This window comes from Streptomyces sp. NBC_01304, from assembly GCF_035975855.1.
In the GTDB taxonomy this organism is placed as follows: Bacteria; Actinomycetota; Actinomycetes; order Streptomycetales; family Streptomycetaceae; genus Streptomyces.
The window spans coordinates 6812103-6830211 of record NZ_CP109055.1 but is presented as its reverse complement, the minus strand read 5'-3'; the positions used below and the strand labels follow the sequence as shown (position 1 = coordinate 6830211).

The window sequence follows — 18109 nt, the reverse complement described above, 5'->3', positions numbered from 1 at the left end:
ATCAGAGGTCGGGCCCAGCAACGTATGAACACTACGAACGCTTACGCGTCCTTCAGCTCCTGGCGCTGGCGCCCAAGCCCCGCGATCTCCAGCTCCACCACATCACCGGCCCGCAGATACGGCTTGGGCTCCGGCTGCCCCATGGCCACACCCGCCGGCGTACCGGTGTTGATGACATCGCCCGGGTACAGCGTCATGAACTGGCTTACGTAGCGGACCACTTCGGCGACCGGGAAGATCTGCTCGGCCGTCGTGCCGTCCTGCTTCAGCTCGCCGTTGACCCAGAGCTTCAGGGACAGGTCCTGCGGGTCCGCGATCTCGTCGGCGGTGACCAGCCAGGGGCCCAGCGGGTTGAACGTCTCGCAGTTCTTGCCCTTGTCCCAGGTGCCGCCGCGCTCGATCTGCCACTCGCGCTCGGAGATGTCGTTGGCCACCGCGTAACCGGCGACGTACGACAGGGCCTCCTCGGCGGAGTCCAGGTAGCGGGCGGTCTTGCCGATGACGACGGCGAGTTCGACCTCCCAGTCCGTCTTCACGGACTTGCGCGGCACGAGCACGGTGTCGTTGGCGCCGACCACCGTGTCCGCCGCCTTGAAGAAGACGATCGGCTCGGCGGGTATCGCGGCGCCGGTCTCGGCGGCGTGGTCGTGGTAGTTCAGCCCGATGCACACGACCTTGCCGATGCTGCCCAGGGGCGCACCGATGCGCAGTCCGTCGGCGTCGAGCGCGGGCAGCGTGCCCGCGGCGGCGGCCTCCCGGATCCGGGTGAGCGCGGCGGCGTCGGCGAGCACCGTGCCGTCGATGTCGGGGACGAGCTCCGACAGATCACGCAGGGTGCCGTCCTGGTCGAGCAGCGCCGGGCGTTCCGCCCCCACGTTTCCGACTCGCAGCAGCTTCATCGTTCGCTCTCCTGTGGTCGTAGGGTCGGTCCGGGCGCGCGGCGTTGCGCAGCCCTGACCGGCCGATGGGTTGCGGCCATCGGAGGATTGGCTGATCCTCCAATGAATTCGTCCACTCCGCAATACCCCATTCACGTACTGGACCGTAGGGATCAGGTCCGAGGCGGCCGCGCGGCAGTCACATCGCGGTGGCGAGGGTCCCGGGGACCATGTCCCGGTAGAGGAAGAAGCGCTCCGCGGCGCTCCATGTGGTGCTGGTCACGACGTAGAGCGCGGCCGCGAGCGGGACGACGCCGACCGTGAAGAGCGTCATGAAGGACATGAGCGGCATGAACTTCATCATTGCTCCCATACCGGGCATCTGCGGGGTGCCCTCGGGCTGCGCGGGCGCGGCCGCCATCTGCCGCTTCGTACGCACGTAGTTGAAGGTCGCGACGGCGGCGACGAGCGCGAACAGCGCGAGGTAGACAAGCCCGGCCGCACCGAAGAGACCGCCGTCCGCAAGCGCGTCGTGGAAGCGTCCGCCGAGGGGCGCCCCGCCGAGCTGGTGGCCGAGCAGGGTGTTGGGCTCGCCGCCGATCGAGGAGCTCGAGAACAGGTGGTACATCAGGAAGAACGCGGGCAGCTGCAGCAGGCTCGGCAGGCAGCCGGCGAACGGCGAGACCTTCTCCTTGGCGTGCAGTTCCATGAGCGCCTTCTGCATGCGCTCGGGGCTCTTGGCGTGCTTCTTGCGCAACTCGGCGACCTGCGGCGCGATCCTGCGCTGGGCCCGCTGACCGCGGGCCGCGGCCCGCGAGAGGGGGTGCACGGCGAGGCGTACGGCCATGGTGAACAGGATGATCGCGGCGGCGGCCGCGGAGCTCTGGAAGATCGGGTGCAGCACGTCGGCGAAGCGCTCGACAAGGTCGGCGAAGCCGCCGAAGAAAGCGGAGAAGACGGACATGGGTGAGCCCTCCGGGGGTCTCGTCAGTGCCGGGAAGTGAAGAACGTCGGCGTGACGGACCGCAGCCAGGGCTACAGGTGGATGCGCGTGTGCCCTACGCGGCCGTCAGGACGAGACGGCCGGGTGCTCGGGGGCGCCGGCGCCCGGAGGCGTCGGGGTCCCGCTGGGGCAGGAAGGCGGTGCGTTGCTCACGGTCGCGGATGGCCGTACGCACCCTCGCGGGCGGCACGGCGGGCGCGGTGCGCGAGGCGATGACCGTGCACACGGCGAGGGCGGACCCGGCCGCGGCGGTGGCGGCGAGCGCGACGGCGGCGGAGAGCGTGCCGGCGTCGGTGAGCAGGACCTGGGCGAGGAGGAAGAGCAGCACGGCGATCGGGCGGGTGGTCTTCATGGACTTCCAGCCGTTCAGCATGTGCGGTTCTCCTCTCTGGTCTCGCAGGGTCCTGTCTCGCACGGTCGACACGAGCCTACTTGCCGGGCGGCTAGTTCGCCAGGGCCTCTTTCCCTGATACGTCCTTCCCGAGCACGTCCTTCCCGAGCACATCCTGCGCCAGTACGTCGCCGTCGGGTCGTTCGTCCCGGTCCTTGGGCCCCGCGTACGTCACCACGAGCGCGACCGCGAGATTGGCGGCGAGGGCGACCATCCCCGCGTTCACGCCGAGCACCGGATCGTTGTCGGTGAACACCAGCGCACACACGATCGCCACCCCCACGGCGACCCCGCTCAGCGCGGCGGCCGTCGAGAAGCGGCGCCAGACCAGGCCGAGCAACAGCATCGGGACGAGCTGCGCCATCCCCTCGTACGAGATCAGTGACAGCCGTACGAGGGTGTTGGGAACGGCATAGGTCATGATCAACGCGATCGTTCCGGCGACCACGACGACGACCTGCGAGGCGGCCTTCTGTCGCCGGTCCCGGGCGAGGCTCGGCACGAGCGACAGCACACTGCGCCCCCACATGGTCCCGATCACCAGCATGAACACGGCCATCGGCACGACGGAGGAGAGCGCGGCCGCGACCCCGATCACCCCGACCGCCCAAGCGGGCAGCGAGTCCACGATGAGCTTGAAGAGGGCGAGGTTGGAGTCGGCGCCCGCAAGCCCGGGCACGACGAACAGGGCCGCCATCCCGAGCAGCATCGGCACGAAGAGCAACACGTTGTACGCGGGCAGCCAGATGGCATTGCGGCGCAGGGCGTCGGCGTTGCGGGCGCCGAGATAGCCCGCGACGGTCGTCGGGAAGATCACGACGGTCAGGGCATTGAGGAAGGAGGTGGTGGCGAACCAGGCCTGCCCGAGCCCGCTGGTACTGCCCCCGTGCCCCGGCAGCGTCAGCCAGTCGCGCTTCTCGGCGACGATCCGGTCGAGGAGCGGCCCGTACCCGTCGAAGTAATGAAAGGGAACGTAGAACGCCAGAAACCCCAACGTCCCGATCACCAGCACGTCCTTCAGCACGGACACCCAGGCACTCCCCCGCAGCCCGCTCACGACCACGAACCCGGTGGTGACGGCAAAGGCAATGAAATAGGCCCAGTTGAGGCTGATGGACCCGTAGGAGATCGTCGAGACGACGACACCCATGCCGGTGATCTGCAGCTGGATGTAGGGCAGCAGGAACACGGTCGCGAGGACGGCGATGACCGCGCCGAGCCAGGGCCGGCCGTACCGGTGGGCGATGATGTCGGTGATCCCGACCAGCTGATGATCACGCGCGTACGCCCACAGCATGGGGCCGACGAGATACCCGACGGCGTACCCGCAGGACATGTACGCGACGACGTACAGCACGGGCGACCCGTAGTTGTACCCCCACCCCGCGGCGCCCAGATAGCTGAAGCTGGTGTAGCTCTCCCCCGCCATCAACACCCAAATGAAAACGGCTCCGAGGCTCCGCCCACCCACCGACCACTCGGCAAGCCCGCCCTGCCCGCCCCGGCCCCGCACGGCGAACAGCCCGAGAGCCACGGTGGCGACCATGAAGACGCCGAAGATGGTGGTGGCGATGGTGGCGTCGCTGCTCATCGGGTCCCCGCCTCGCTGTGCGTCGCCGCCTTGTGATCGCCGCGCCAGGCCAGCCACACGGACACGGGCGTGAGGACCGTCGCGCCGAGCAACCAGGCGAAGAAGAACGGAAGCCCGAGAACGACGGGCTCGACCCGGTTCACGAAGGGCAGCGCGACGATGAAGAGCAGGAAGGGGACGACCAGCCACAGGAGATGGCGATGCGGGTGACGTCGGCGGGGGCGTGTGATCACGCCGCGAGCCTAGCGAGGACGCGTGCCGGTGAGCTTGCCCCACACCACGAGGCGGTACTTGGACGTGTACTCGGGTGTGCAGGTGGTGAGCGTGATGTAGTACCCCGGCTCGCTGTACCCCGCGCCCGGCTTGACCTGACTCTGCGGAACCTTGGCGATGACCCCGCCGTCCCGGGGCGAGGTCTGCGCAAGCGTCCTTCCCACGGTGTACGTATACGTCGCCGCCTTCGTCTCGACCTTCAACTGGTCCCCCGACCGAAGCCGGTTGATGTACCGGAAGGGCTCACCATGGGTGTTCCGATGCCCGGCGAGCGCGAAGTTCCCTTTCCCGCCCGGCTGAGCGGTGCCGGGGTAATGACCGACGTAACCCTTGTTCAGCACCCCGCTCTTGCTGACGCCCTGGGCGACGGGGACGCGAATGCCGAGGCGCGGGATGGTGAGCACGGCGTAGGCCTGGTCCCAGTCGGGCTTCGGGGGCGGCTTGGCTGCGGAGACGGGCTGTTGCGGGCCATCGCCGGCTCCGTCCCCGCTCCCGGGCTCCTCTTCCGCCTGCTCGTCCGGCTCCTCGGAAGGGACGTCAGCGAGGTCGTCAGGCGAACGCTCCTCGGACGCCGCCCATTCCCTTTCCAGGGCCTGCACTTGGCGCTCGGCGCCCTGCCTGGCCTGCCGATTGGTCCACCACAACTGATGGACGACGAGCAGCAGAAGCACGAGCCCGACGGTGACGGCGACTTCGGCACCACCCCAGAGCACGCCGGCCCCCCGGGACCGCTGCCGCCGCCCCCACCCCCGAGCACCGCCCTGCACGATCACTTCGGGCTGCCGCCCCCGCCTCGTCCACTCCCGCAGCACCGGCTGTCCTCCCTCCGCCGGGGCGCACGATAGGTGCTGGCCGCACAACTCACCAGGGCCGGGCTCGTGGACGTACGCCGCGATGGAGACGAGGGACTGTCCGCCCTGGCCCCCTGCGCACATACACCCGACTACACCCGACCTGAACAGCCCTGCGCCCATTTCCCCCGGCCGCAGTACCGTGTCCCTCATGCGCCCCGACACGCCTGCCGAAGCCGACGCCGAGCCCGGTCCCGACCACGGCCACCCGGACCTGAGCGCCGACCACATCGCCGAAGCCGAGCGCCTGCTGCGTACCGCGACCCAGTACCCCGAGGACGCCGAGCAGCTACTGCTGCACGCGGCGGCCCACCTGGAACTGGCCGGCGAACGGGCCCGCGCGACCACGCTCTACGACCAGTTGCTGTCGGGTGCGCTGGACAACCCTGTCCTGGTCCGGGCCCTGAAGGCCGCCAACCTCTGGGAGTACGGCCACGAGGCGGAGGCCCGCGCGATCATCGACGGCGTACGCGTCGCGGCTCCGCGCGACCCGGCGGCCTGGGTGATCGTGGCCGAGGCCCTCGAATCCCACGACGAACTGACCCAGGCCCACGAGATCTTCACGGAGGCCGCCGACCTCCTGGTAACCCCGGACACCCCGATCCCCCACGAGTCCCGCCCCCTCCTCATCGGCCGCCACCGAGTCCGCCGCCTCCTGGGCGCGGCCCACGACGCCTGGGACTTCGCAGCAGACTCCCTGCACACGGCACCGGTCCCGCTGGACGAGCTGCACGACCCGAAGCGGCTGTGGGCACTGGGGTCGTCCAACCCGGCGGAGCTACAGGCTGAAATCACGCGGCTGCGGGCGGAGTTGGGGTCTTACCGGGAGGCCTTGTCACGGCCGTTCCCGGTGGCGGTGCTGCACTGGCCTGCAAGCGAGATGGCGGAACTGCTTTCCGCGTATCCGGCGCTGGCTTCTGAGTACCCCTCGCATGAGGAGCATTTGGCGGGGATAGAGGGGGCGTTGCGGGAACTCTCGGCTTCGGGGACGCCGAATCTGGGGATCGTTACGGCGACTGTGCCTTCTTATGAGGCGTTTGCGGCTTCGGAGGCTGCTTCTCCGGGGGATGCGGATCTGCTGCCTCAGTATGCGACGACGTTGGCGGCTAGGGGGAGGGCTGTGGGGTGGCCGCCTCGGGGGGAGTGCTGGTGTGGGTCGGGGAACCAATACGCACAATGCCATGGGCCCTTTGCGCCGTAGGCGAGCCGAGACCTTCACGGAGAAGGCGGGGTCAGGAGAATCCCGACCCCGCCCCTTTCACACGCCCCTCCGCTGGCTCACGAACGGTTCCGGACTCGCTCGCACAGCTTCAGCCCGATCCCGAAGGCAGACCACCAGGCCATGCCCTCTACGTCGCCGGGCGCGATTTCGATGAGTGTGACCATGAGGTCCGCGTACGACTGCGCCGTCGGCAGGCTGCCCCATGCCAAGCGAGCCTCACCAGCCACGATGCGGCGCCGCCTCGCCCACACTGACCTCAGTGGCCGATAACGGTTACCATGCATGAGTCCCCCTCCCATGACACATCTGATAGCGGATCGCACTGCTGATGGGTTTGTTCATGAGACGGAGACACGGGGTCGCAGCCCTGCCGCCAAGCTGATGGCTGCGACCCCCCTCCTTAAGGAGATGAGGTCTGTCGGGTGGCGCCAGCGCTGCCCGGAGGTCGATCACGCGGTGCATGTAGGGCCTTCCTCGAAGTCGAGTGACACATGCGCCCCGATCTGTCACTTATGTACGTGATGCCCTTTTTAGCGCACCACCCAGCCCTCACTTAGGCACCACAAGTCACAGGACGAGTCACGGGCCGAGTGTAGTACACGCGTCCACAGGAAACTCGAACGGGTGACCCGTCGACCCTCCAGTAACTCCGGGAAAACTCGTACCTGTTGAGTTTCACTGTCTGCACACACCCCTTGAACACGACGTTCTACACCTTTAGTTGCTTGCTCGGTCGCCCGACTTTCCGGCCACCCAAGCCCAGTTGTTGCAGCACGGAGACGTCCGTCAGCTTCCGCAGCGACTGATCATTGTCGGCAAGCCACCGCAAGGTCTCCTTGATTGCGGCCTCGTACGTCGTGCGTGTCGCGCCACCAGGCGCCGCCCGCCACATCCCCGCCTTGGTGTCGAAGGCCGTGTTCACGAGTGTTCCTTCATAGAGCTCGTGAACACGAACAACCTCACCGTCACGTTGGGTCTCACGCAGGTCGTACCGACTCCACGGAGCCTCCGCCAACGCATCGATGACAGCTTCCGTATCGATCCCAGCCGCTCGAGCGACCGCAATGACATTGGCAATTACATGGAGGCCCGCAGCCGACGAATGGACAAAGTTGGCCTTGAAGTCGGACACCGTCGTTGTCCCGGCCAGCAACTGCTTCCATCCAGGTATGCGGCCCGCGGCGTAGTCGACTGCCGACGCCACTTCATCGGCGACCGCCTTGAGGACGTCCTCCATGGACCGTTGCTCATCGCGCGCCCGCTTCTCGATCAGCGCGGTGAGGATGCCCTCACGTTGGTCAGGACTTCGGTCGCGCACGCCAACGCCCGCCATGGACGCAGCAGCCGATCGCACAGCGGCAGCCGGATACAGGGGGTCGTACCCCCTCCCCTTCGCTGAGGCCAGCTTGCGTGCGGCTGCCGCACTCAGGTAGGAGGTGCGATCCGCCAGGAAAATGCTGCCCCTTGTGACCATTTGCCCCAGCCGATTCTGGATCGCGCTGGAGTCCATGATGGCTATCAGGCTGGAGCTGATCGGCCGCGTACTGGCCATCTTCACGAAGATCGTCGACAAAACAGACGCATCGTTCTCTAGCAGCATCGTGACCTCGATGCTGCTCGCCTCCAGGAGATTCCGAGCCTCACTGAACTGCTGCTGCTCCGGCAACCTCTTGGCGTCCTCGGTGATGACCTGCCAAGCCTGCGTCAGACCCTTGACACGATGCTGACCGTCCTCGATGACAGGGTTGTCGCTGGTGCTAGGGATCGTCAGACGCACGAGTGAGACGTTTGGCGAGACACGTTGGATCTCCTCGATCCTGACGTCACTCTCGTCAATGGCCACGGTAAGCGTGCCGAGGTAGGGCCGGTCTGCCCCCTGCAGGAAGGTGGCGATCTTGTCCGCATGCGACTGGCTGATGTCTCGCTGACCAGGCGTGGTCAGGCTCTCAGCGTCGAAATCGTGCCGGTCGAGGAGCCGTTCAAAGGTGAGCTGTTCGGCAACCTCCCGGAACGGAACAACGAACGTCACCTTCTTCATCACGCCCGCGGCCGAGAGGAAGCCGATCGCCTCGAACTTCGCTGGCAAACTCAGCAAGTTGCCCTTGAGGCTGGACGCAACGGCATCCAGATCGCTGGTCGCTTCTATGTGTTCAGACATGTCCCTCGTCTCACTCCCCTGCGCCTGGCGGGAGTGCAGCACAACACCCCTGCACTCAACCACTCGGCGACTATACGCCAGGCCTATTTTGAGAAGTGTTGTGAGGTTGCCGGACAAGCGCCGCCCTCCTCACCTGCCCGGGAACCAACTAGACCTCTTGTTCCACGATCCGCCAACGCCGCCGATGTGCACGTACGAAACGTTTCTGTATCCGGTGCCGTTCGTCTGTTGTCAGCCGCACCCGCGGCGCCTCGGCAGCGAACCTGTCGACCACTCGCAGGTCATCCGTAAGGTAGAGAGCTCCACGGTCGAAGCGGATGTGACAGTTGGGGCACAGGCAAAGAACGTTGCCGTCAACATCAGGGCCAGGGTCGGAGTTGCCCAGACTTTGAATATGGGCGCCCTCCGCGTAGCTCGCCCCATCCGCCCCAACAGTGAGGGCTAGTTGGCATATCTGGCACCTGTGTCTGTACCAACTCTTGACTCGACGGCTGACCGCGGTATCGCGCACGATGCGATCAATGGTCGAAGTCCGACGGGGCGGCACCCCAGCAAGCAGATCCGCTATTTGCTGCTCGATGGGCGTGAGCTCCTGCTGATCATCCGTCAGGCGCCGAAGCCGGAAGCGGCACATCTGGAAGCCGGCTTGCCCTTCGCTCTGACGCCACTCAACGACCTGGTACAGCCCGTCATACCGGTATCCCGTGACTGGCGAGTACAGCTCTTCACCGCTGGCCCCCCGGAGTACCCGGACCGGGTACTCCCTCTCACCACTCCGCCGAAGTGCGGCGTTCCCGCGATCAGTCCAGTTCTGGTCTCTCACCTGACGCTTGGTCGACCGGTCTTGCCCACCATGGCCGGTGTAGATGATGTCCGACCACCAATCCACGTCATCTTCGTAGCCATGGTTCAGCACGATCGCATCGGCGGCCACCTCGCCCTGAACGTCGCGCCCCCACGAGATGCCGGCCTCCGCCTCCTTCGTAAGACCGGCATCCTTGGCTTCCTTCCTGGAAGCAAAGTGCGCGCCCGGCAGATGGTCCCCGATGTGCCCGAAGGCAGCCCTGTATGCAGCCATGCGGCCATGCTGCCTACCGGGTGATCGATTGTGGAAGCCTCGATCACGTGACGTTCATCAGCGGCCGGATGTGGGTGCTACTTGGCCGAGAAGTGATGCCTTAAGCCCCTAGGTACGTCCTGACCATGCAGACCTTCGAGTTCACCGACACGGACTCGCTCGCAGGCTCCTCCTGCGGGCTCCTGTCGCTCAACCGTCGCCCACAACCACCGACACCAGCCGCCCCCGCCTGCCCCCAACTCCGCTCGGATTTCGGCCACTACCTCCTCAGGGCACTCCGCCCCCCGGCGCCACACTCACCACGTCCACCGCGGCCGTCTCCATTCGCAACCTCCTCCACAAGGTCGCCCGATACGAGGCCGGCTCCAAATGGAACTCTTCCGAATCGATCTCAAGGGCCACCCCCTCCCGAGGCCAGTACGCGGCCGGCTGGGCCAGGAAGGCACCCGACGGTGTGCGCAAAGCCGGATTCCACAAGGGGGTGGGGAGCCCGGACTTGGTCAGGATCCGCCGAGCGTCCTCCCCAGCCACCGGCAGTGCCCCCGCGATCAACGCCTGCAGCGCCGCGGCGACGTGCGGTGAACTGGCCAGATAGGCGGAGCTTAGGGCCGCGATCAGTTGCTCGACCGTGCAGCGGCTCGCCTGGATCACCCCCGCCAGCAGCGCCAGAACGTCGGACTCGTGGCACAGGGACGGGACCACGTTCGCCACCTCGCGGGGCAGCGGGACGCAGGGCAGGCCTTGGACGAGCAACCCATGGGGGGAAGGGGCGGGTTCGATGGATACGGACGTAGGCGGCGTTGCGTAGGCGGCGGGGTTCCGGGACCAGGACGTCGACCGTGCGGAGCACAGCAACGTGCGGGGCCGAGCGCACCGCGTAGCAGGAGAGCGCTGCCTGGCCTGTGAGCAGGGCGTTCGGAGATGCGTACAAGAGGGGGCTGCCTGCAGGCGCTGTCGAGGTGTGGGCGGGCCCGTCTGAGCAGCACCACTCGGGGGAGCACGCGTTGCCAAGGCCCGTCGGGGCGCCAGCAGTGGCTCACCGTTCCTCTGGGACAGCCCAGTTCGATCAGCTAGAGGCGGGCGAGCAGACCGTGCTGGACCCGGGCCACGAGGTGAAGGGGGGGGTGAAGTCGGCCGTAGTTGGAGTCGTACGCATGGCATTGGCCTGCCCCGCCCCCGAGGGCACCTGCCTGGAGGGACGGCAGGACGGCGCAGGCCCACCGCCCTAAACCGCGCCCATCTCGGCCTCGAAGTGCACCTGCGCTCGATCCAGCACCTCGTCGGGATCGCACCCATGTGCCCGAAGCCAATGAAGGAGGTCGGCGATCAGGTCGATCGCCCACGCCTCCCCCACTACCGCGCTCAAGCGACTGGTACTGAGGGCCCATTGAGGCACTGCGGAGCCGTACAGAGAAAGACATGCCTCCGCCTGCTCAACCCGTGGGCCCCCGGCGTGCCCGTTCGGCGACATCAGCCCAGTCTCCAACTCGCACCACACCGCCTTGCCATCCTCCCGAAGCGTCACGCCCCACCGGTGAGTGATCGCGTCGACGATCGCCATGCCTCGCCCTTCCTCAGCCTCGCCGTCTACGGAGAGCAGCGTGGGCAGAGCCCGAGTATTCGGGTCCCGCATCTCGATGCGGAGATAGGTGCCATTCATGGACACCGCAAGCTCGGCCGGCGTTCCGACGCCCACGTGATTGATGACGTTCGTGGCCAGTTCCGTGACGCAGAGCTGAGCCGATTCGATGAGTTCGGGTAGGCCCCACAACGGCAAGTGCAGCCGCATCACCCTGCGCAGACCTGCGACTTCACAGGCCTCCGCGACGAAGGGCAAGTCCCAAGACTTCCGTGTGACACAACCATCGGCATCCATCATCTCTGGTCGCCTCCCAGCGCATAGCTGAGCCCAACTAACCGCACAGAGTGGGCTGTTCAGCACTGAAGGTAGGGTCACAACCACAGCGGGTGCAATCCACTCGGGGAAAATTACACCCGATGTGGTTGCGAGCGTTCCGTGGTCAGATCCAAACTGTGCTCGCACCCAGGGAGGGAAACCGCGTGAGGCAAGAACAGGCACCCCAGGGCAACCGTGCTTCCACGGTGTTGGGACGACGCTTGGGCGGGGAGTTGCTGAAGCTCCGTCTCGCCGCCGGCCTGACCCAGACCCAGGCGGCCAAAGCCTTGACCGCATCCACGGCGAAGGTCGCCAAGATGGAGAGTGGTTGGGTGCCGATGCGGGACCCGGACATTCGGGCCCTGTGCGAGTTGTACGGAATCACGGATGCCAAGGTCGGCGAGCACCTGCTGGCCCTTGCAGCTGCTGATCGGGATCGACGGAAGGCCCGCGGCTGGTGGAATCAGTACCCGGAGCTTCGCTCGCTGGTTGAGTACGTCGCTCTGGAGGATGTCGCCACGTCGGTCCGGACCTGGCAACTGGCCTTTGTTCCCGGGCTGTTCCAGACCCCCGACTACGCTCGCGCACTCGCCGTCGGTAGCGCCTCCTGGGAAGACCCGGACGAGATCGAGCGGTTCGTGGAGGCCAAGGTTGCCCGTCAAGCTCGGCTCAAGGGTGAGTCCCCGCTGCGGATCTGGGCCGTCGTCGCCGAGGGTGCGCTCCGCCAACTCGTAGGCGGGCGGGAAGTTATGCGGGCGCAGCTCGACCATCTCGTACGCACTGCGCGACTGCCCAACGTGAAGCTTCAGGTCATGCCGGCACTCGCCGGAGCTCACCCCGGGATGACCAGCTCATTCAACCTTGTCTCGTTCGCCGAGTCCGGCGCGATGGACGTGGTCTACATGGACACGTCGTCATCTACGCTGTGGCTGGAGAGCGAGAAGGATGCGGCCCACCACGGGAACCTCTTCGACCGCATCGCCCGGCTCTCACTGGCGCAGCACGACTCGCGCGCCCTGATCGAGAGCATCCGCAAGGAGATGTGAGCATGCCCGGCTACGAGTTCGCGAAGTCCAGCTACAGCAGCGGCAACGGCGAGTGCGTCGAGGTGGCCACCAACCTTCCCGGCTCCGTGGCGGTGCGTGACTCCAAGCAGCCCAGGGGCGCAACCCTCCGCTTCTCCACTGCCGCTTGGCATTCCTTTCTGCGAGAGGCCGGGGCCGGCACGACCCAAGTCCGCACTGCGGACTGACGCGATCCCTGGCGGTGGGGTAGGAGCAGGATTGCGTGGCTGGTGGGGGTAGGTGGTTTCGGTGGCCTCCGCATGTCTCGTTGTCGTCTGCGGCTGCTCGTGGGCTGACTTTCCCCTATTTCTGTCAGTACGGGGCTTTCGAGTTACACACCGGTGACAGGCAGAGCATTAGGGCGGTCGTGTAGGGGCAAAGACGGCAGCAGGGTAGGAAGCCAGGGGGTGTCGCCCCGCTGGGGGCGCTAAGGGTCCGATGCGGGGCGGGGGCGGGAAAGCTGAGCTGCGAGCACGCCCGGGCTGAATGCCCGGGCGCGGGCTCGTAGCGTCGCTTACCGGTCGGCCACGACCACCGACACAGGCCTGACCCGCCCCACCCCCAACTTCGCCCGAATCGCAGCAACCACCTCCCCAGGGCACTCCCGCACCAACCGAGGCGCCACACTCACCACCCCCACCCCATACCCCTCCATCCGCAACCGCCTCCGCAAAGTCGCCCGGTACGAGGCCGGACCCAGGTGGAACTCCTCCGAGTCGATCTCCAGAGCCACCCCCTCCCTGGGCCAATACGCATCAGGCCTGGCCAGGAAGGCCCCCGACGGCGTGTGCAGGGTTGGGTTCCACAAGGGGGTTGGGAGGCCTGAGCCTGCGAGGAGACGGTGGGCCTCTTCCTCCGCCACCGAGAGCACCCCGGCGATCAGGGCCTGCAGCGTGGCGGCGACGTGCGGGGAGCTGGCCAAGTGGGCCGCGCGCAGGGACGCGATCAGTTGCTCGACCGTGCAGCGGCCTGCCTGGACCACTCCCGCCAGCAGGGCCAGTACGTCCGATTCGCGGCGCAGGGAAGGGACCGTGTCCGCCACCGCGCGGGGTAGCGGGACGCAGGGCAGGCCTTGGATGGGGAGGGCTCGGGGGACGTGGCGGGTGCGGTGGATGCGGACGTACGCCGTGTTGCGGAGGCGGCGGGGTTCCGGGACCAGGATGTCGACCGTGCGGAGCGAGGCCACGTGTGGGGCCGAGCGGACCGCGTAGAGGGAGAGTGCCGCCTGGCCTGTGAGCAGGGCGTTCGGGGATGCGTACAAGAGGGCTGCGCGTAGGCGTTGTTGGGGGGTGGGTGGGCCCGTCTGGAGGAGGACCACTCTGGGGAGTACGCGCTGCCAGGGGCCGCTCGGGCGGCAGCGGTGGCTGATCGTTGCCCTGGGGCAGCCCAGTTCGATCAGCTGGCGGTGGGTGAGCAGGCCGTCCTGGCCCTGGGCGAGTGGGTAGGCGGGTTCGTTAAGGAGCGCGTGTGCAAGGGCAGTTGGAGTCGTACGCATGACCTGGCCCTGCCCCGCCCGCAGAGCGCCGGATCGGCGGTGACGAAACCGGGACAGCCCTGCCGATCGGTCGTAGCGGAGTCGGGGGTTCTGCGGAGCGGGAGTTCGAGCGGATCGAACTCCCGCTCCGCAGAATCTCCGGTTCCGGATGCCCCACCCCTGATCGCCGGCCGGTCGGGCCCCCGGGCTGTCTCGATGAGGGCCCCGGATAGCCTCGTACGCACACGTTTCTCACCACTCGCACCACGCCGGAGGTTCCCCATGCCCCAGATCCCCACCGCGGCCACCGCAGCGACGGGCCTCGTCGGCGGGTACGCCGTGGCGCGCTGGACCAAGAAGCGGCCCCTCGGTGGGATCACGCTCGCCGCGGCGGGGGCCGTTGCCTCTCGGCAGTGGCAGCGGAAGGCGGGTATCGGGGCTGCCGTGGCGCTTACCGGGGCGTACGTAGCCGGGTTCGGGGCCGCCCATCCGTTGGCCAAGAAGGTGGGGGCCTGGCCTGCGGTGTTCGCTGTCGCGGGGGTTGTGGCGGGGGCTTCCTGGGTCGTTGCCGATCGACGCGGTTAGCCTCCGGCTCGGGCCCGGCCACGTCGGGTCGGCCTGCACCGCCCGGGGTTGGCCTGCGTCGCCCAGGGTTGGCCTGCACCGCCCGGGGTTGGCCTGCACCGCCCGGGGTTGGCCTGTCCCCGTGTCGTCTCGGGGCTCTGCCCCGGGCCCCGGTCCTCGCCGGACGGGCTGACCCTCGCCCCTCCCCGCCCCTTCCCGTAAGGCTGCGCCGCCGTCCGCCCTGCGGGCGGTGTCCTCAAACGCCGGACGGGCTGATTCATCCGGGCTCATCCATCAGCCCGTCCGGCACTTGAGGACAGAGGCCGCAGGCCGATCTGAGGCCGGCGCGGAGCCGAGCCGGTGGCCGCAGGCCGATCCGGGGGCCAGGGGCGAAGCCCAGGCGTCGCAGACCTACGGGAAGGTCCGGGGCGGAGCCCCGAAGCTGTTCGCAGGGCGACCAGCAGACCCGCCTCAAGCCACAGCAGGATGCCTCGGCGCCAGGAACACCATCAGCTCGGACCCCGACGACGGCAACGACGGCACCTCGTGCCAGCCCAGCCTTCGGTAGCTGGCCACCGCGGCCGCAGCCCGGCGGGCAAGGACCACCCAGGCCCGCCCCAGCGGAGCGTCCGACGTGAGCTCCGAGAGCAGGGAACGTCCCACTCCCTGCGGTCGCGCGTGCCGGCGTACCGCCAGCTCGTCCAACTCCAGTGCCCCGACCAGGAGTTCGGCGACCCGTTGAGGGCCGAGCTGTTCCATGATCCGGGCGTACGTGGGCGTGTCCGGCAAGGACTCCGGCGTGATCCAACCCGTGGCGAAGCCGTCCACGCCCTGCCCGGACTGGACCAACGCGGCCCGGAAGCCGGGACGTTCGGTGTCGTTGCAGAGGCGGTACTGGAATCGCTGAATGCTTTCTTCGTTCTCGTTCCACGGCGGGGCGGAGAACACCTCGGCGTAGGCGTCCACCAGGTCCTCCACGAGGTCGAGGACGGTGGGTCCGTAACAGATCACCTGTTCCACTCCTTGTTCACGTCAACTCCGGTGTACTGAGGGGGAGTCCGGAGTCCGTACCGACCCTGTGGGCCTCATGGTCGAATGTAGGCGAATTGGAAAGCTTGCGGGTTAAGCGCAGGATGATCCGACCCCATACGGTTCGCCCTGGATCATCAACTACCGCCACATAAAGCCGAGATGAGCCACATGATGGCCCCCGGTAAGGGCTCAAGTGGATCATCCTTCGCCAGACCTGAAATCCGCCCCCACGCCCGGGCGTGTCGCGCTCCCCCGCTCAGCCCGCGCCGGGCCCCGAAACGTCGCCCGGTAGGCCCGAGGCGTAACCCCCAGCAGCGCGTGGAAGTGCTGCCGCAGCGACGCCCCCGTGCCGAACCCCGCATCCGCCGCGATCCGGTCGACCGTGCGGTCCGTCTCCTCCAGCAACTCCCTTGCCCGGTCGAGGCGTTGCCGCGTCAACCACTGCATGGGGGTCATCCCCGCCTCCGCGAGGAACCGGCGACTGAAGGTGCGTACGCTCATCGAGGAACGGGCCGCCAACTCCCCCAAGGTCAAAGGCTCTCCGAGCCGTCCAAGGGCCCAGGCCCGCGCGCTCCCGGTCGACGACTCCAAAGCCGCCACCACGGGCCGGGGGATGTACTGCGCCTGACCGCCCTCCCGGTGCGGCGGCACCACCGTGCGCCGGGCCACCTCTGCCGCGACCGCCGCGCCGAAGTCGCAGCGGATCATGTGCAGGCACAGGTCGATCCCGGCGGCCTCCCCCGCCGAGGTCAGCACCCGCCCTTCGTCGACGTACAGGACCTCGGGGTCGACGCCCACCGCCGGGAAGGTCCGCGCGAAGAGCCCCGCCGAAAGCCAGTGCGTGGTCGCCCGCTGCCCGTCCAGGAGGCCCGCCGCCGCCAGCAGGAAGGCGCCGGTGCAGATCGAGGCGAGCCGGACCGAGGGTGCGATGCGGGTGAGGACCGACCCCAACTCCCCTGCCAGCGGCGCCCGTAGCGACTCGTCCTCCTCCCGCGAGGCCGGCACCAGGACCGTGTCGGCCCAGTCCAGGGCCTCCAGGCCGTGCGACGCAAGGATCGGGAAGTCGGCGTTCGTACGCACCGGACCGGGGGCGAGCCCGCAGGTGCGCACCTCGTACAGCGGCTCCCCGGCAGGCGACCTGGCGGCGCCGAACAGCTCGTGGACCAGGCCGAGTTCCATCGGCAGCACACCGTGCCGGACGAGGACGGCCACGCGGTGAACGGAAGTGGACCTCACAGAAGGCATGGCCAGATTCTTGCATAACCTGTCCATCTGGCCACTCGTTGAGGATCGCCGCAAACCGCAGGCTTGAAGCATGACGACGAAGACGAAGATGAAGACGAAGGCGAAGGCGAAGGCGTACGCATCCGACACGTCCGACGCATCCCCCGCTCCCCACGCCTCCCCCACCTCCGACCAAGCCCCACAGCCCCCGCAGACCCCACAGCCCTGGACCACCTGGAAGGCCCGCCGAACCCGGTCCGCACAGGAAGCCCAGCAGTCCCGGCAGGCCTGGCGCGCATGGCAGGACCGGCAGGACCGGCAGGACCGGCAGAGTCGATAGCGGCCCGTGGTGGCCGGAGCGGTCGGGCGCATCAGTGGGCGGCTCGATCAACGTAGGGAAAATCAACCGGAGTTCAGGAAGACCCCCCGGACTTGAGGACTGGACTTGTCCGCAAGCCTCCCTAGATTCGACCTCACCGGAACGGAACCTCACTGGAACGGAACGCCCTCCGCTCCACAGTCGTACGGGAGGAACCATGTACCTCGTCACCGCAGCCACCGCCCCCGTGGGCCGCTCCGTGGCCGAGCAACTTGCCGCCGCCGGGCACCCCGTCCGCGCCCTGACCCGCGACCCGGCGAAGGCGGACCTGCCGGCCGGGGTCGAGGCGGTCGCGGGCGACCTGGTGGATCCGTCGACCTACAAGGCCGCACTTCAGGGGGTCGACGCGCTGTTCCTGCTGGCCGTGCCCGGCTTCGACGCGAAGGCCTTCGTGGCCGCGGCCAAGGAGGCGGGCGTACGCCGCATCGTGTTCCAGTCGTCCGCGGAGATCGTGGAGCGGATGGGGCCGGAACAGCGCAACGAGATCGCGCAGTTCCATCTGGCGGTCGAGTCGGCGATCAACGCCTCGCTCATCCCGCGCGTCCACCTCCGTCTGCTGGTCCGCTCGTCCGGTGCCCTGGAGTGGGCCTTCGACATCCCCGGCCAGCTCGCCAAGGGCGATGTGGTGCGCGGCCCGTACGCCGATGCCGTCGAAGCCCCCATCGCCGCCTCGGACTTCGCCGAGATCGTCGTCGCCCACCTCGTCGACACGGAGTTCGTCTCCGGCACGACGAGGGTCGGCGGCCCGCACAATCTGACCCTGCGCGAGCAGATCCGACTGATCGGCGCGGCCCTCGACCGGCCGCTCCGCTACGAGGAGTTGACGCCGGAACAGGCCCGGAAGGAGATCAGCCCGTACGCCCCCGTGGAGGTGCTGATGGCGCGCTGGCAGGGCAGCATCGGCAGCGACGAGCCCGAGGTGGACCTGGTCCAGGCGATCGTCGGGCGCCCGGCGCTCAGCCCGGAGGCCTGGGCGGCAGAGGCGGCCGCCCGCCTGACCGGCAGGTCGTGAACACCCCCGGCCACGTGA

Annotated in this window: 19 protein-coding genes; 6 read left to right on the top strand and 13 right to left on the bottom strand. The window is 68.0% G+C overall.

Annotated features, from left to right (window positions below; genetic code table 11):
• Positions 1–41: 41 nt before the first annotated feature.
• The 6 genes from OG430_RS30335 to OG430_RS30310 form a co-directional block, all read right to left on the bottom strand.
• Positions 42–899 carry a fumarylacetoacetate hydrolase family protein gene (locus OG430_RS30335; protein WP_327355809.1) on the bottom strand — a complete coding sequence of 286 codons (858 nt, stop codon included), beginning with the start codon at positions 897–899 and terminating at the stop codon, positions 42–44.
• A gap of 178 nt (positions 900–1077) precedes the next feature.
• Positions 1078–1842: a YidC/Oxa1 family membrane protein insertase gene (locus tag OG430_RS30330; RefSeq protein WP_327355808.1), complete on the bottom strand. Its 765-nt coding sequence runs from the start codon at positions 1840–1842 to the stop codon at positions 1078–1080.
• Positions 1843–1936: 94 nt separating this feature from the next.
• Positions 1937–2254 (bottom strand): DUF6412 domain-containing protein, encoded by a 318-nt coding sequence (locus tag OG430_RS30325; protein ID WP_327355807.1) that lies wholly within the window; start codon positions 2252–2254, stop codon positions 1937–1939.
• Positions 2255–2324: 70 nt separating this feature from the next.
• Positions 2325–3863: a sodium:solute symporter family protein gene (locus OG430_RS30320; protein WP_327355806.1), complete on the bottom strand. Its 1539-nt coding sequence runs from the start codon at positions 3861–3863 to the stop codon at positions 2325–2327.
• On the bottom strand, positions 3860–4096 hold the full coding sequence (locus OG430_RS30315; RefSeq protein ID WP_327355805.1) for a DUF3311 domain-containing protein: 237 nt from the start codon (positions 4094–4096) through the stop codon (positions 3860–3862). The genes OG430_RS30320 and OG430_RS30315 overlap by 4 nt, the downstream gene beginning before the upstream one ends.
• Before the next feature lie 9 nt (positions 4097–4105).
• Positions 4106–4849, bottom strand: coding sequence for a class E sortase (locus OG430_RS30310; protein WP_327355804.1), 744 nt, complete (start codon positions 4847–4849; stop codon positions 4106–4108).
• A gap of 289 nt (positions 4850–5138) precedes the next feature.
• On the opposite strand from OG430_RS30310, the gene OG430_RS30305 reads away from it, so the two are divergent.
• Positions 5139–6188, top strand: a complete 1050-nt coding sequence (locus tag OG430_RS30305) for an SEC-C domain-containing protein (RefSeq protein ID WP_327355803.1) — start codon at positions 5139–5141, stop codon at positions 6186–6188.
• 730 nt (positions 6189–6918) lie between these two features.
• On the opposite strand, the gene OG430_RS30300 is transcribed toward OG430_RS30305, so the two are convergent.
• The 4 genes from OG430_RS30300 to OG430_RS30285 form a co-directional block, all read right to left on the bottom strand.
• Positions 6919–8367, bottom strand: coding sequence for a DNA sulfur modification protein DndB (locus tag OG430_RS30300; protein ID WP_327355802.1), 1449 nt, complete (start codon positions 8365–8367; stop codon positions 6919–6921).
• Positions 8368–8515: 148 nt separating this feature from the next.
• Positions 8516–9445 carry a YDG/SRA domain-containing protein gene (locus OG430_RS30295; RefSeq protein ID WP_327355801.1) on the bottom strand — a complete coding sequence of 310 codons (930 nt, stop codon included), beginning with the start codon at positions 9443–9445 and terminating at the stop codon, positions 8516–8518.
• 267 nt (positions 9446–9712) lie between these two features.
• A complete protein-coding gene (locus tag OG430_RS30290) occupies positions 9713–10147 on the bottom strand; it encodes a hypothetical protein (RefSeq protein ID WP_327355800.1) in 435 nt (144 codons plus the stop codon).
• A gap of 523 nt (positions 10148–10670) precedes the next feature.
• Positions 10671–11282 (bottom strand): ATP-binding protein, encoded by a 612-nt coding sequence (locus OG430_RS30285; RefSeq protein ID WP_327355799.1) that lies wholly within the window; start codon positions 11280–11282, stop codon positions 10671–10673.
• Between the two features lie 224 nt (positions 11283–11506).
• Between OG430_RS30285 and OG430_RS30280 the strand changes: the two genes are divergently transcribed.
• Together OG430_RS30280 and OG430_RS30275 are read left to right on the top strand one after the other, a co-directional pair.
• On the top strand, positions 11507–12388 hold the full coding sequence (locus OG430_RS30280) for a helix-turn-helix domain-containing protein (protein WP_327355798.1): 882 nt from the start codon (positions 11507–11509) through the stop codon (positions 12386–12388).
• A gap of 2 nt (positions 12389–12390) precedes the next feature.
• Complete coding sequence (locus tag OG430_RS30275; protein WP_327355797.1) at positions 12391–12594, top strand: DUF397 domain-containing protein; 204 nt, start codon at positions 12391–12393, stop codon at positions 12592–12594.
• A 326-nt stretch (positions 12595–12920) separates the two neighbouring features.
• Here the strand turns inward: OG430_RS30275 and OG430_RS30270 are convergent, their stop codons facing one another.
• Entirely contained in the window at positions 12921–13901 is a 981-nt protein-coding gene (locus OG430_RS30270; RefSeq protein WP_327355796.1) for a hypothetical protein, read from the bottom strand.
• Between the two features lie 261 nt (positions 13902–14162).
• Between OG430_RS30270 and OG430_RS30265 the strand changes: the two genes are divergently transcribed.
• A complete protein-coding gene (locus tag OG430_RS30265; RefSeq protein ID WP_327355795.1) occupies positions 14163–14465 on the top strand; it encodes a hypothetical protein in 303 nt (100 codons plus the stop codon).
• Positions 14466–14915: 450 nt separating this feature from the next.
• On the opposite strand, the gene OG430_RS30260 is transcribed toward OG430_RS30265, so the two are convergent.
• On the bottom strand, positions 14916–15455 hold the full coding sequence (locus OG430_RS30260; protein ID WP_327355794.1) for an N-acetyltransferase: 540 nt from the start codon (positions 15453–15455) through the stop codon (positions 14916–14918).
• A 219-nt stretch (positions 15456–15674) separates the two neighbouring features.
• The gene (locus tag OG430_RS30255) at positions 15675–16748 is read right to left on the bottom strand and encodes a GlxA family transcriptional regulator (RefSeq protein WP_327355793.1); all 1074 of its coding nucleotides are present in this window, start codon (positions 16746–16748) and stop codon (positions 15675–15677) included.
• A gap of 43 nt (positions 16749–16791) precedes the next feature.
• On the opposite strand from OG430_RS30255, the gene OG430_RS30250 reads away from it, so the two are divergent.
• The gene (locus OG430_RS30250; protein WP_327355792.1) at positions 16792–17040 is read left to right on the top strand and encodes a hypothetical protein; all 249 of its coding nucleotides are present in this window, start codon (positions 16792–16794) and stop codon (positions 17038–17040) included.
• A gap of 196 nt (positions 17041–17236) precedes the next feature.
• Entirely contained in the window at positions 17237–18091 is an 855-nt protein-coding gene (locus OG430_RS30245) for an SDR family oxidoreductase (protein ID WP_327355791.1), read from the top strand.
• Positions 18092–18109 lie beyond the last annotated feature (18 nt).